The organism is Rhodoglobus sp. GW821-FHT12B09, from assembly GCF_058809925.1.
Window position 1 is genome coordinate 102,446 of the sequence record NZ_JBXATB010000007.1, and the last position, 13,265, is coordinate 115,710.

Consider the following 13,265-nt stretch of genomic DNA (forward strand, 5'->3'; position numbering starts at 1 on the left):
ACAGGGACCCCGGTGGCGGAGACGCCTGACGCGGAGGCAGCTGAGTCGGAGGCAGTCGAGTCGGAGGCAGAGACCGAGTCGGAAGCCGCGGAGTCGGAAGCTGAGGCAGGGCGCACAATCCTGACCCTAGACGCTCGAAGGGCCCCGCCGAGTGCGGCGAGGCCCTACGAGTACAGCGGCTAGCCTTCTAGCCTTCGGTGCCGTCGGTGCTGCCGTCGGTGCTCTCGTCAGACGGCGCGTCCTCCGTCGGCGCGGCGGCCCGGAGGTCGCGCACCTGCTGGATGATCTCGTCGACGTTCTCGGGCTCCGCGAAGCCGCACTCCTGCAGCTCCTTCTTGATCTCGAGCGTCAGACCCTCCTTGCCCGCCGTGTGGGCGGTGGCGACATCCCCGGAGTAGATCTGGTTGTCGGCCGAGGTCAGGTTGACCGCGGAGGCGTCGGTGCAGAGGTGGTAGACGTTGCCCGACTTGGTCCACGTGACGAAGTCCTCACCGGTGAGCTCGGTGACGATCTCGGAGTAGTTGCCGATCTGGCCCTCGTTCGCGACCTGCTGCGCGGTCTCGTTCTCGACGGAGTTGGGGCTGAACTCGGCGCTCAGCAGACCGGCCGCGATGAGCACGGCGATGCCGATGCCGCCCGCGATGCCCTTCTGCTTCCCGTCCATGTCCTTGTTCAGGAAGATCAGGATGATGAGCGGCAGGAAGGCGATGATCGAGATGATCACGCCCAGCTGGTTCTGGATGAAGAAGCGCGCCGGCTCCGACTTCTTGGCCGGGTCGAGCTGGTTCGCCTTCTTCCAGAACTGCGAGCCGACGACGGCGAGGATGCCGATGAGCACGATGCCGCCGATGAGGGCCCACAGGAACCAGCTCTGCTGGGTCTGCTTGAGCAGCCAGAAGATCGCGACAGCCTCCGCCGCGATCGCCAGCACCCAGAATATGACGGCGACGATGCGGAACGTGGTCGCCTTGCTCTTGTTCTCGGGCGTGGGCTTCCACACGCCGTCGGTGTTGTTCTTGACTGCCTCGTTGGCGAGATCCTTTGCCTTCTGGCTCGGCTCTGCCTGCTCGACTTTGACGACTTTCTTGCCGCTCTTCGCGGTTCCTTCGGCCATGCGCTGCCCTCCTCAGGTGCAAGTTCGCCCCGAGCTTAGTGGAGCCGGGGAACCTTCTGGGAGGGAGGGCCGGGGCTTCCGGTAGCCTTCACACATGAGCGTCGACGACATCCGCCCGCTCGAGCGCGACTCCGAACTGATGCGCGACATCGTCTCGTGGGACGTGCGCACCTGGTCGACGGCTGTGCTGTTCTGGGAGCAGGTACTGCCGAAGGGCCGCACGCTGCGCTGCCTCGAGATCGGGGCCGGTCCGGGCGGACCGTCACTGTGGCTCGCGCTGCAGGGCCACGAGGTGCTGTGCACGAACTGGCAGAACACCGAGGGGCAGGCTGCTCCGCTGCACGAGCGGTACGGGGTATCCGGGATCAGCTATCAGGATGTCGACGCCACGAAGATCCCGTTCGAGAACGAGTTCGACCTCATCGTCTTCAAGTCGGTCATCGGCGGGGTGGGGACGAGGGCGGCGCAGGATGACGCGATGCGCGGCATCTACCGGGCGCTCAAGCCGGGCGGCACCCTGCTGTTCGCCGAGAACCTGCGCGGCACCGTGCTCCACCGGCTCGCCCGCGCGATCGCGTACAAGGTGCGCGGCACGTCGTGGCGCTACGTCACGGTGAAGGAGCTCCGGCCGCACCTGGCGCAGTACTCCCGGCACGACGTGCGGGTGACCGGCTTCCTCTCGATGTTCGGCCTGCGGGAGCGCCAGCGCAACGAGCTCGCCTCCGCCGACGAGCGCGTGTTCAACCGGCTCGTTCCCGAGTCGTGGCACTACGTGAGCTACGGCACCGCCACGAAGTAGCGCCAGCCACGAAGTAGCGCCAGCCACGAAGTAGCGCCAAGCGCGGTTGCCGCGGCGGTCGTCTACGGGCTGGGCTGAGCGACTAGTAAGCTGGCCGCACAACAGAACATCGGGCCGCAAACACGATGCGGGAGAGCAGCTCTTCGAGAGCTGCACCGAAGGAGCAAGCCTCCCCGCCAATCTCTCAGGTCTCCGTACCGCATCGAACTGGCCACTCTGGAAAGCGGATGGAGTAGCGCGCTCGCGCGCATCGACATCCCGCCGTCGGTGAAAGCGCGCAAGCGTGAAACTCTCAGGCTCCATCACAGAGGGGGAGTTCTTATCCGCAGCCCCGCGCGCCAGGAGAACTCCGTGACCAGACAATCACCGCTTCACGAGCTGCACGAGCAGCTCGGCGCGAGCTTCACCGACTTCGCCGGCTGGCTGATGCCCGTGCGCTACAGCTCAGACCTGGCAGAGCACCACGCCGTGCGCACCGCCGCCGGCCTCTTCGACATCTCGCACATGGCCGAGATCAGTGTGACCGGCCCGGATGCGGCGGCCTTCCTCGACCACGCCCTCGCCGGCCTCATCTCGGCGGTGCCGCTCGGGCGGGCGAAGTACTCGCTCATCCTCGAGGAGAGCGGGGGCATCCTCGACGACCTCATCGTCTACCACCTCACGCAGGGCGCGTACTTCGTGGTCGCCAACGCCGGCAACCGCGACGTGGTGGTGAGCGCGCTGCAGGACCGCAGCGCGGGCTTCGACGTGCAGCTCGCCGACCTCACCGACCAGATCGTGCTCATCGCCGTGCAGGGTCCGGCGTCCCGGGAGATCGTTGCCGACGCCCTCGAGGTGCCGGCGCTCGCCGACCTCAAGTACTACGCCTGCACCGACGGCACGTTCGGTGAGGCAGACGTCATCGTCGCCCGCACCGGGTACACGGGCGAGGACGGCTACGAGCTCTACGTCGATGTCCCGGATGCCGCGGCGCTCTGGCAGGCGCTCCTGGAGGCCGGCGCGTCCCGCGGCCTCGTCCCGGCGGGCCTCGCGAGCCGCGACACGCTCCGGCTCGAGGCGGGCATGCCGCTCTACGGCCACGAGCTGGGTCTCGACACCCTGCCCGAGCAGGCCGGACTGGCCCGCGTGGTGAACCTCACGAAGGAGTTCGTCGGCAAGCACGGCATCGAGGCCGGCCCCGCGGACGACGCGCGTGTTCTCGTCGGGCTCGTGTCCGAGGGCAAGCGGGCCGGGCGCGCGGGCTACCCGGTGCTGCACGGCGACACCGAGGTGGGCACGGTCACGAGCGGCGCGCTCTCCCCGACGCTCGGCTACCCGATCGCCATGGCCTACGTCGACAAGGGCCTGAGCGAGCCGGGCACAGCGCTCGACATCGATGTGCGGGGGTCGCGAGTTGCGGCATCCGTTGTCCCACTGCCGTTCTACAAGAAGGAGAACCATGGCTGACAAGACCACGCTCCAGTACACCGCCGAGCACGAGTGGGTGCTCGTGGAAGGCTCCGTGGCCACGGTGGGCATCACCGCGTACGCCGCGGAGAAGCTCGGCGACATCGTGTTCGTCGACCTGCCCAAGGCCGGCTCGTCCGTCGCCGAGGGCAAGGTCGTGGGCGAGATCGAGTCCACCAAGTCGGTGGGGGAGCTCTTCGCGCCCGTCAACGGCACGGTCGTCGAGGCGAACGACGCGGTCTCGTCGAGCCCCGAGCTCGTCAACTCCGACCCGTTCGGCGAGGGCTGGCTCATCAAGGTCGAGTTCACCGAGCTGCCCGAGCTGCTCTCGTTCGACCAGTACACCGCCCTCACAGGAGACTGATGGATTCCGCAGACCGCACCGACCTCTTCCAGCACCGGCACGTCGGAACGGACACCGACGCGCAGAAGGCCATGCTCGCGGCCGTCGGCTACGACAGCGTCGAGGCGCTCGTCACCGCGGCAGTGCCGGCGTCGATCCGGGTGGAGCCCCTCGAGAACTCGGTGATCCCGGATGCCGCCTCCGAACGGGGAGCGCTGCGGGAGCTCCGGGCGCTCGCCGGCAAGAACACCGTCAACCGCTCCCTGATCGGCCTCGGCTACTACGACACGATCACGCCCGCCGTGATCAAGCGCAACGTGCTCGAGAACCCGAGCTGGTACACGGCGTACACGCCCTACCAGCCCGAGATCTCGCAGGGCCGCCTCGAGGCGCTCATCAACTTCCAGACCATGGTCTCCGACCTCACGGGCATGACGACGGCGAACGCCTCCATGCTCGACGAGGGCACGGCCGTGGTCGAGGGCATGCTCCTCGCCCGCCGGGCTTCCGGTGCCGAGTCGAACGTCTTCCTCGTGGATGCCGACGCCCTCCCGCAGACGAAGGTGCTGCTGCGGAACCGCGCGGACGCGGTCGGCATCGAGCTCGTGGAGACCGACTTCGCCGACATCCCCCCGGCCTTCGGCGCGTTCATCCAGTACCCGGGCGTCTCCGGCCGCGTCTGGGACCCCACCGAGGCCATCGCCGCGGTGAAGGAGCACGGCGGCCTCGCCGTTGTCGCGGCCGACCTGCTCGCCCTCACCCTGCTCAAGGCCCCCGGTGAGCTCGGGGCCGACGTGGCCGTCGGCACGTCCCAGCGCTTCGGCGTTCCGATGGGCTTCGGCGGACCGCACGCCGGCTACATGGCCGTGCGCGCCGGACTCGAGCGCCAGCTGCCCGGGCGCCTCGTGGGCGTCTCGCAGGACGCGTCCGGCCACGCCGCCTACCGGCTCTCGCTGCAGGCGCGCGAGCAGCACATCCGCCGCGAGAAGGCCACGTCGAACATCTGCACCGCCCAGGTGCTGCTCGCCGTCATGGCCTCGATGTACGCGGTGTACCACGGGCCGCAGGGCCTCAAGCGGATCGCGCAGAACGTGCACGCCTCCGCGGTGCTCGCCGCCAAGGAGCTCACCGCCCGCGGCGTCACGGTCAGCAGCACGAGCTACTTCGACACCCTGTCGATCGAGGTCGAGGATGCCGCGGCCGTCGTCTCGCGGGCGCACTCGCTGGGCGTCCTCCTGCACGCGGCGGGCGAGAGCACCGTGACGGCGTCGTTCGACGAGGTCTCGGCCGAGGACCTGCCGGAGCTGCTGCCCGTCCTGTTCGAGATCTTCGGCGCGGGGGACCGCGCCCCCGAGCAGGACCAGGGCGTGTTCACGAAGACCGACCGCTGGTACGAGCTCGACGCCGCGCACCAGCACGAGTACCTGCCCGCCCTCGCCCGCCAGAGCGCGTACCTCGTGCATCCCGTGTTCAACACGCACCGCTCGGAGACGAGCATGATGCGGTACCTCAAGTACCTCGCCGACAAGGACTACGCGCTCGATCGCGGGATGATCCCGCTCGGGTCGTGCACGATGAAGCTCAACGCCGCCACCGAGATGGAGGCGGTGACGTGGCCGGAGTTCGCCGGGCTGCACCCGTTCGCCCCCGACAGCGACACGGTCGGCTACCGCGAGCTCATCGGGCAGCTCGAGGGCTGGCTCGCCGAGGTCACCGGGTACGACTCCGTCTCGCTGCAGCCGAACGCGGGCAGCCAGGGCGAGCTCGCGGGCCTGCTCGCGATCCGGGGCTACCACCGCGCGAACGGCGACGCGCACCGGACGGTGTGCCTCATCCCGTCGTCCGCCCACGGCACCAACGCGGCCTCCGCGGTACTGGCCGGTATGAAGGTGGTAGTGGTCGAGTGCGACGACCTCGGCAACGTCGACCTCGTCGACCTGCGCGCCAAGATCGCGCAGCACGCCGAGGCGCTGGCCGCCCTGATGATCACGTACCCGTCCACCCACGGCGTCTACGAGCACGAGGTGCGCGCGATCACCGATGCCGTGCACGGGGCCGGCGGCCAGGTGTACGTCGACGGCGCCAACCTCAACGCCCTGCTCGGCTACGCGCGCTTCGGCGACTTCGGCGGAGACGTCTCGCACCTCAACCTGCACAAGACGTTCTGCATCCCGCACGGCGGCGGCGGACCCGGCGTGGGGCCCGTGGCGGCGAAGGCGCACCTCGCGCCGTACCTGCCCGGCGCGGCTGGCACTGCGCACTTCGACGACCCGCACGCGGTGAGCGCGGCGAAGTACGGGAGTGCGAGCATCCTGCCGATCTCGTGGGCCTACGTGCGCATGATGGGCTCTGAGGGCCTCAAGGCCGCCACGGGCGCCGCGGTGCTCGCGGCGAACTACGTGGCCGCGCGCCTGCGGGACCACTACCCGGTGCTCTACGCGGGCGACAACGGGCTCGTGGCGCACGAGTGCATCCTCGACCTGCGGCCGCTCAAGGAGGCCACCGGCATCGACAACAACGACGTCGCCAAGCGGCTCGTCGACTACGGCTTCCACGCCCCGACGATGTCGTTCCCGGTCGCGGGCACGCTCATGGTCGAGCCGACCGAGAGCGAGGACCTCGTCGAGATCGACCGCTTCATCGACGCGATGATCGCGATCAAGGACGAGGCGGATGCCGTTGCCGCCGGAACCTTGCCCGCCGACGACAACCCGCTCGTGAACTCCCCGCACACCGCCCAGTCGGTGATCGAGGGGGAGTGGGCCCACGCCTACTCCCGCGAGCAGGCCGTCTACCCGCTGCGCACGCTCATCGGCCACAAGTACTGGCCGCCCGTGCGCCGCATCGACAACGCGTACGGCGACCGCAACCTCGTGTGCGCGTGCCCGCCGGTGGAGGCGTTCGCTGACTGAGTCTCTCGAAGCTAGCTGAACAGCGCGGGGAACGTCGCCGCCGCCCAGGGGTAGCCCACGAAGATCGCGCTGTCGATCAGCACGTGGGCTATCACCAGCGGCAGCACGCGCCCGCCGTGCTTGTCCGACGGCCTGCTGTACAGCCAGCCGAAGAGCATCCCCATGGCGAAGTTGCCGACGAACGCGGGGAAGCCCTGGTACAGGTGGTAGGTACCGCGCAAGGCCGCGGTGGCGACGATGATCTGCCACCGGCCCCAGCCCAGGTCGCGCAGCCGGGCGAAGAGGTAGCCGATGACGATGACCTCTTCGGTGACCCCGGCGCGCACGGCGGAGAGGATGAGCACGGGGACCGTCCACCAGTAGGCGTCGAGCGCGGTCGGCACGACGTTGACGGAGAGTCCGAGCGCGCGGCCGGCCAGGTACACGCCGATGCCCGGGACGCCGATCGCGAGCGCCAGCCCGACGCCGGCGAGGGCATCCCGGCCCGGTTTCGTGAAGTCGATGCCCAGCCGGCCCAGGTGCGGCCGTGAGGCCTGCCAGAGCAGGAAGCCGACCAGGGCCACCGGCACGAGGTCGAAGAAGATCGCCATGAGCTGGTAGATCAGGTCGAACGTGGGTCGGTCACTGTACGAGGAGTTCAGCGTGGTGGTCTGCTGGGAGAGGGCGACCGGCTGCGTGAGCTTGTTCGTGATCGACACGATCGAGTACGCGGCGGATGCCCCGAGCGAGAGCCCCAGGACGATGAGGACCTCCGCGCCCACCGTGCGGCGCGAGAGGGGCAGCTCAGTGATGTGCGGCTCCCGCCGGAGGCATGGCGCAGGCCGGAGTGCCGCCCGGCAGCTTGTGGCGGTACTTCGCGATGAAGTGGTACGCGACCGCGGCCGCCCACGACACCGGGGGAGTGGCGATCAGGTTGCCCAGGAACCGCCAGCCGAATCCGGGCTGCATGCGCAGGAGGGCCGAACCGGCGAGATGCCCGGCGTAGTGGTGGCCGGCGGTCACGACCCACGCGTAGTGGGTGACGTCGTGCTCGGAGAGCCCCAGCTCGTCGATGTCGAGCCACTGCCAGGGGGACTTGGCGGGGAACACGGGAAGGATCTTCTCGAGGCGGTTCACCCAGGTGGTGCAGAACGCACAATCTCCGTCGAACACCAGCAGGGGGAGGTTGGACGAATCCGACAGTCCGGTTGTGCTCACGAGTCGAGACTACGCCGTTGACGACGCGGGTTCGGCGCACGAAAGCACCATGCCCGCAATAAAAGAGCGTGCCGCGCAGGATTCACGCAACTTATCACCATTCGGCGCAATGAATTCATAACTGCGTTACCACTATGTAACGTTTCCGCTTACAGTTTTGCGGGGGCTTTACCCCCGTTTAGGGTGTGAAATATCAAGCCCGTCGTGCCGCTAGGAATCGGCATGCCGCGGTCTCATCTTGCACAGGAGGAAAATTGAAGATTAAGCGCCTAGCTGCTGGCGTCGCGCTGGTGGCCACTGGGGCACTCGTACTCGCAGGGTGCACGCCGCCCCGTGAGTCCGAAGTCGTCGAGGGCACCAAGATCACGGTGGCCATGAACGACGTCTACAGCGGTTACAACACGCTGCTGACGAACCTCAACAGCCTTTACAACGCCCAGGTCGTCTACATGGCCCAGGACACGTTCGCGTACTACAACGACAAGTCCGAGCTGGTGAAGAACACCGACTTCGGCACGTACGAGAAGACCAGCGACGACCCGCTGACGGTGAAGTACACCATCAACTCGGGCGTCAAGTGGTCGGACGGCACTCCTGTCGACGCTGCTGACATGCTGCTCTACTGGGCCGCGGTCACCACCCACGTCACCAACGGTGAGGCGACTGTCGACGAGGAGACCGGCGCGGTCACCGACCAGACCGGTACGGTCTGGAACACGGGCGCTGCCGAGGGCATCGGCTTCGACCTCGTGTCGAAGACCCCCACCCTGAGCGACGACAACCGCAGCATGACCGTCGTCTACGACAAGCCCTACGCGGACTGGGAGCTCGTGAGCCCGATCGGCGTTTCCGGTCACGGCACGGTGCAGCTCGCCTACCCGGACAAGTACACCGGCGATGACGGCGCGAAGAAGGCCAAGACCGACCTGATCAAGGCGATCCAGGACCAGGACTTCGACTTCCTCGGCCCGGTCTCGAAGGCCTTCAACACCGGCTACACGTTCAACACCATGCCGGAGAAGGGTTCTCCCGCGCTGCTGTCGAACTACGCCTACACGATCACGGACATGAAGGCTGACGAGTACGTCACCCTCACGGCCAACCCCGACTACACGTGGGGCCCGTCGCCGAAGTTCGAGTCCATCACTGTCCGCGCGGTCCCCGACTCGCAGGCTCAGCTGACGGCACTCCAGAACGGCGACATCCAGATCGCGTCCGGCCAGCCGACGCCTGACATCGCCACCGCTCTTGCGAACGGCATCCCGAACGTCGCCTACCAGGGCGCTTCGGAGTCCTCGTTCGAGCACATCGACCTGCAGGTCACCAACGGCGGTCCGTTCGACCCCGCGACCTACGGCGGCGACGCTGACAAGGCTCTCGCGGTGCGCAAGGCGTTCTTCATGACGATTCCCCGCCAGGACATCATCGACAAGCTCGTCAAGCCGCTGCAGGAGAACGCCGAGGTCATGAACACCCTCGTCTCCTTCCCGGGCACCGACGTCGCCAACGAGGCTGCCAAGGTCAACGGCTACCCGGAGCTCGAGGTCCCGGATGTCGAGGGTGCCAAGAAGGTCCTCGCTGACGCCGGCATCACCACGCCGGTCGACGTGCGACTCCTGTTCAGCCAGACCAACGAGCGCCGCAACTCGGAGTACACCCTGTGGGCTCCGATCGCGGCCGAGGCGGGCTTCAACCTGATCAACGCCTCGTCGACCACGTGGTCTGCCGATCTGGACACGAAGCAGACGTCGTACGACGCCGCGCTGTTCGCCTGGATCCTCAACAACACCGGCCGTACGCAGAACGCCCCGAACTACATCACCGGTGGCGCGAACAACTACTACGGATGGTCCGCTGACTCGGTTGACGAGCCCTTCAAGGCGATCGACACCGAGACCGATGGCGCCAAGGCCGACGAGCTCCTCGTCCAGGCTGAGAAGGCCATCGGCGAGCAGTACTGGTCGATCCCCGTGTTCCAGTTCCCCGGCATCACCGCCTGGGACGAGTCGAAGGTCTCCGGAGTGTCGGCATCGCCGCTCACGCCGCAGTACTTCTGGAACTTCTGGGAGTGGACGCCGGTCGCCGCTGGCTAAGTAGCCAACGTCCGGCAACGTGTGGAGGGTGCCGGGGCAATGCCCCGGCACCCTTAGCACGCGATATGCGGCACCCGCGCCGCAGCAATCCACCACCAGAAGGGCATCTCCATGTGGAGCTATGTGCTGAGGCGAGTTCTCATCGCCATCCTCGTGATCTTCGCCGCGAGCTTCCTCGTCTACGTGCTGGCCGCCAACTCCGGTGACCCGCTCGAAGACCTCCGAGGTTCGACCGCTCCGAACAAGGAAGCGTTGATCGCTGCCAGGATCCAACTTCTCCACCTCGACGTCGCACCCCCTCTGCGCTATTTCATCTGGCTCAGCGGCGTGCTCAAGGTCTTCATCGGCCAGCTGGACCTCGGGGCAACGCTCACGGGTACCGCGGTTACGACAGTGCTGTCGCAATCAATGTGGTCGACCATCCAGCTCGTCAGCATCGCCACGGTCCTCGCGATCTTCTTCGGTGTCGGCATCGGCATGATCTCGGCGCTGCGCCAGTACACCGGGTTCGACTACTCGGTGACCCTCATCGCCTTCTTCTTCTTCGCCCTCCCGACGTTCTGGGTCGGCAACCTGCTCAAGCTCAATGTCGCCATCGCGTTCAACAACTTCCTCGCGAATCCGGTGATCACTCCGATCTGGATAGTCGCGCTGTCGTTGATAGCGGGCTTCATCTGGGCGAGCGCGATGGGAGGCCAGCTCAAGCGCTTCTCCATCAACTTCGGCCTCGCCGCTGTTCTCGCTGCAGGGCTGATGATCTACGCGAACCTGACCGACTCCTTCCGCAACCCGAACCTGGGCCCGCTGTGGATCGGCATTCTCGGTGCGGCGATCGCCTGCGTCGTCGTGCAGCTCACGACCGGCCTTTCGAACCGCAGGGCGCTGTACTCCTCCCTCACGGTCGCCGTGCTCGGCGCGGTGCTGTGGTGGCCCGTTCAGTTCGCCTTCTACTACCTGGCGCAGTGGTGGGCGGTGCTCCTTCTCGGGCTCGTCGCTCTCGGTGTCGGCGCCCTCGTCGGCTGGTTGTGGGGCGGTGACGACCGCGGTGTCTCGATCCGCGCGGCAATGATCACCGCGTTCTTCTCGGGCGGCCTCGTCCTCGTCGACAGGGTGCTCGGCGCCTGGCCCGACTACGTCACGAACACGGGCGGACGGCCGATCTCGACCATCGGGTCCGAGACCGCCGGGCTCAAGGGCAGCATCTGGCTCACCACCGTCGACAGCTTCGCGCACGTGCTCCTGCCCACTATCACGATCATGCTCATCTCGCTGGCGTCGTACAGCCGCTACTCCCGGGGCAGCCTGCTCGAGGTCATGTCGATGGACTACGTCCGCACGGCTCGCGCCAAGGGCCTCAACGAGCGCACGGTGATCATGCGGCACGCCTTCCGCAACGCGCTGATCCCGATCGCCACGATCGTCGCCTTCGACCTCGGCGGCCTCATCGGCGGCGCGGTGATCACCGAGACGGTCTTTGCGTGGCGCGGCATGGGCACGATGTTCGTCGCGGCCCTCAGGGTCGTCGACCTCAACTCGATCATGGGAGTCTTCCTCGTGACGAGCATCTTCGCGCTGCTGTTCAACCTGCTGGCTGACATCGCGTACTCCGTTCTCGACCCACGAATCCGGGTGAGCTGATCATGACCAATCCACTAGCAGCGATTCCGCCCGAGGGCTCGGGCGAGATCATCTCGATCGAGCAGCAGGAGGTCGCCGGCCTCAGCCAGGGTGCGATCGTCCGTCGTCGCTTCGTGCGCCACGCGGGCGCGATGATCTCCCTCGGCGTGCTCGTCTTCGTCGTGCTGTTCTCGTTCAGCTCCGTCGGGTTCGACATCTTCGGGCTGAAGATCCCCGGGTGGTGGAAGTACGACTTCGAGAACTACTTCCCGATCGAGCGTCCCGGTGGCGCGCCGACCTGGGACGGGCTGTTCAGCTTTGGCAACCACCCGCTCGGGCAGGACGACATCGGCCACGACGTCTTCGCGCAGGTCATGCGCGGCACCCAGCAGTCGATCATCATCATGATCGTGTACGGGGCCGTTGCCGGCGTGTTCGGCATCGTCGTCGGTGCCATCGCGGGATTCTTCCGCGGACGCCTCGACAGCGTGCTCATGCGCCTCACAGACGTCATCATCATCGTCCCCGTCGTTCTGCTCGGCGCCGTGATCGGCCGCACCTTCGGCAGCCAGGGCATCTTCGTGCTCGGCATCACCCTCGGACTCTTCGGCTGGCCGGTGCTCGCGCGCCTCGTGCGCGGTGAGTTCCTCGGCCTGCGCGAGCGCGAGTTCGTGGACGCCGCTCGCGTGGCGGGCGCCTCGAACCTGCGCATCATCTTCCGCCACATCCTGCCCAACACGGCGGGCGTGCTCATCGTCAACATCTCGCTGACGATGAGCGGCGCGATCCTGCTCGAGGCCGCCCTCGCCTACCTCGGCTTCGGCATCAAGGCCCCGGATGTCTCGCTCGGCCAGTTGCTCGGCGAGTACCAGTCCGCGTTCCAGACACGCCCGTGGCTGTTCTGGTGGCCCGGCCTGATCCTCATCCTGATCGTGCTCGCCATCAACTTCATCGGCGACGGCCTGCGCGACGCCTTCGACCCGCGCCAGCGTCGGATGCCCGCCAAGATGGGCCCGTACCGCGAGCTCGCCCAGATCCTCGGCAGGCCGTTCCGCGGTCGCGCGTCGACGGTGCCGACCGACGGCGAGACGACGAGGGACCCGGATTGAGCTACGTCAGGGGAAACGCCACAGCGGCGACGAGCACCACGACGAGCAGCACGATCACGGGGACGTTGAGCGTGCGCGATACGTCGGTGGAGCCGGTAGCGGCAACCCCGGTGCGCTCGCGCCGAGCGAGCTCCTGGCGGATAGCCATGGGAGCCTCACCCTCGCCCTGCAGCCGTGCCTCGCGCACCAGCGCCTCCGAGGCCCCCGTTGCCGAGGTATCCACCGCCCGCCGCAGCAGCCTGGCTCCTGCGCGCCGCGAGCCCGCGGGCGCCGCCCACGCGGCCACGACCCCGGCGGGGCGCAGCGCTATGCGCAGGCCGAACCGGGTCTCGATCCCCTCGATGGCCGCCCACGGCACCACGGTGGTGCGCAGCGGATTGCGGACAGCAACGGTCTCCGCCGAGAGCGTCACCGACGGCCACCAGAACAGAAGCCACGTGAGCGCGGCGAGGGCGACGAATGCCGGGCCGAAGCGGCGCAGCGAGTCGATATCCCCCGCCAGCGCGAGGCTACCGAGGCCCACAGCCACGACACCCCAGATCACCACTGTCAGTGCGATGCCCGTCCACGGGCGGAACACGATGGGCGTCGTCATGGCCCCATCGTCCCACAGGCACTCCAACGCCAAGATCGGC

11 protein-coding genes and 2 riboswitches are annotated in these 13,265 nt (G+C 67.5%); of the genes, 7 read left to right on the forward strand and 4 right to left on the reverse strand.

Features of this window, described 5'->3' with window-relative positions; genetic code table 11:
• Nucleotides 1-187: 187 nt before the first annotated feature.
• On the reverse strand, nucleotides 188-1,114 hold the full coding sequence (locus AC1RTC_RS13560; RefSeq protein WP_493156524.1) for a hypothetical protein: 927 nt from the start codon (nucleotides 1,112-1,114) through the stop codon (nucleotides 188-190).
• 94 nt (nucleotides 1,115-1,208) lie between these two features.
• Between AC1RTC_RS13560 and AC1RTC_RS13565 the strand changes: the two genes are divergently transcribed.
• From AC1RTC_RS13565 to gcvP, 4 genes are all read left to right on the forward strand, one after another.
• Nucleotides 1,209-1,913 carry a class I SAM-dependent methyltransferase gene (locus tag AC1RTC_RS13565; protein WP_493156526.1) on the forward strand — a complete coding sequence of 235 codons (705 nt, stop codon included), beginning with the start codon at nucleotides 1,209-1,211 and terminating at the stop codon, nucleotides 1,911-1,913.
• Nucleotides 1,914-2,031: 118 nt separating this feature from the next.
• A riboswitch (glycine riboswitch) is annotated at nucleotides 2,032-2,123 on the forward strand.
• A gap of 1 nt (nucleotide 2,124) precedes the next feature.
• Nucleotides 2,125-2,228: riboswitch (glycine riboswitch) on the forward strand.
• A 36-nt stretch (nucleotides 2,229-2,264) separates the two neighbouring features.
• Nucleotides 2,265-3,359 carry a glycine cleavage system aminomethyltransferase GcvT gene (gene gcvT / locus AC1RTC_RS13570; protein ID WP_493156528.1) on the forward strand — a complete coding sequence of 365 codons (1,095 nt, stop codon included), beginning with the start codon at nucleotides 2,265-2,267 and terminating at the stop codon, nucleotides 3,357-3,359.
• Nucleotides 3,352-3,723 carry a glycine cleavage system protein GcvH gene (gene gcvH / locus AC1RTC_RS13575; RefSeq protein ID WP_493156530.1) on the forward strand — a complete coding sequence of 124 codons (372 nt, stop codon included), beginning with the start codon at nucleotides 3,352-3,354 and terminating at the stop codon, nucleotides 3,721-3,723. The genes gcvT and gcvH overlap by 8 nt, the downstream gene beginning before the upstream one ends.
• A complete protein-coding gene (gcvP, locus tag AC1RTC_RS13580; RefSeq protein ID WP_493156532.1) occupies nucleotides 3,723-6,614 on the forward strand; it encodes an aminomethyl-transferring glycine dehydrogenase in 2,892 nt (963 codons plus the stop codon). Before gcvH ends, gcvP begins: the two co-directional genes overlap by 1 nt.
• Before the next feature lie 11 nt (nucleotides 6,615-6,625).
• On the opposite strand, the gene AC1RTC_RS13585 is transcribed toward gcvP, so the two are convergent.
• Both AC1RTC_RS13585 and AC1RTC_RS13590 read right to left on the reverse strand, forming a co-directional pair.
• On the reverse strand, nucleotides 6,626-7,375 hold the full coding sequence (locus AC1RTC_RS13585) for a CPBP family intramembrane glutamic endopeptidase (protein ID WP_493156534.1): 750 nt from the start codon (nucleotides 7,373-7,375) through the stop codon (nucleotides 6,626-6,628).
• Between the two features lie 22 nt (nucleotides 7,376-7,397).
• Nucleotides 7,398-7,811: a thiol-disulfide oxidoreductase DCC family protein gene (locus AC1RTC_RS13590; RefSeq protein ID WP_493156536.1), complete on the reverse strand. Its 414-nt coding sequence runs from the start codon at nucleotides 7,809-7,811 to the stop codon at nucleotides 7,398-7,400.
• A 290-nt stretch (nucleotides 7,812-8,101) separates the two neighbouring features.
• Here AC1RTC_RS13590 and AC1RTC_RS13595 point away from each other — a divergent pair, with 290 nt between their 5' ends.
• From AC1RTC_RS13595 to AC1RTC_RS13605, 3 genes are all read left to right on the forward strand, one after another.
• Nucleotides 8,102-9,904: an ABC transporter substrate-binding protein gene (locus AC1RTC_RS13595; RefSeq protein WP_493156538.1), complete on the forward strand. Its 1,803-nt coding sequence runs from the start codon at nucleotides 8,102-8,104 to the stop codon at nucleotides 9,902-9,904.
• A gap of 111 nt (nucleotides 9,905-10,015) precedes the next feature.
• The gene (locus tag AC1RTC_RS13600; protein WP_493156540.1) at nucleotides 10,016-11,542 is read left to right on the forward strand and encodes an ABC transporter permease; all 1,527 of its coding nucleotides are present in this window, start codon (nucleotides 10,016-10,018) and stop codon (nucleotides 11,540-11,542) included.
• 2 nt (nucleotides 11,543-11,544) lie between these two features.
• Nucleotides 11,545-12,630 carry an ABC transporter permease gene (locus AC1RTC_RS13605; protein WP_493156542.1) on the forward strand — a complete coding sequence of 362 codons (1,086 nt, stop codon included), beginning with the start codon at nucleotides 11,545-11,547 and terminating at the stop codon, nucleotides 12,628-12,630.
• A 1-nt stretch (nucleotide 12,631) separates the two neighbouring features.
• Here AC1RTC_RS13605 and AC1RTC_RS13610 read toward each other — a convergent pair whose 3' ends face one another.
• A complete protein-coding gene (locus tag AC1RTC_RS13610) occupies nucleotides 12,632-13,225 on the reverse strand; it encodes a PH domain-containing protein (protein ID WP_493156544.1) in 594 nt (197 codons plus the stop codon).
• Nucleotides 13,226-13,265 lie beyond the last annotated feature (40 nt).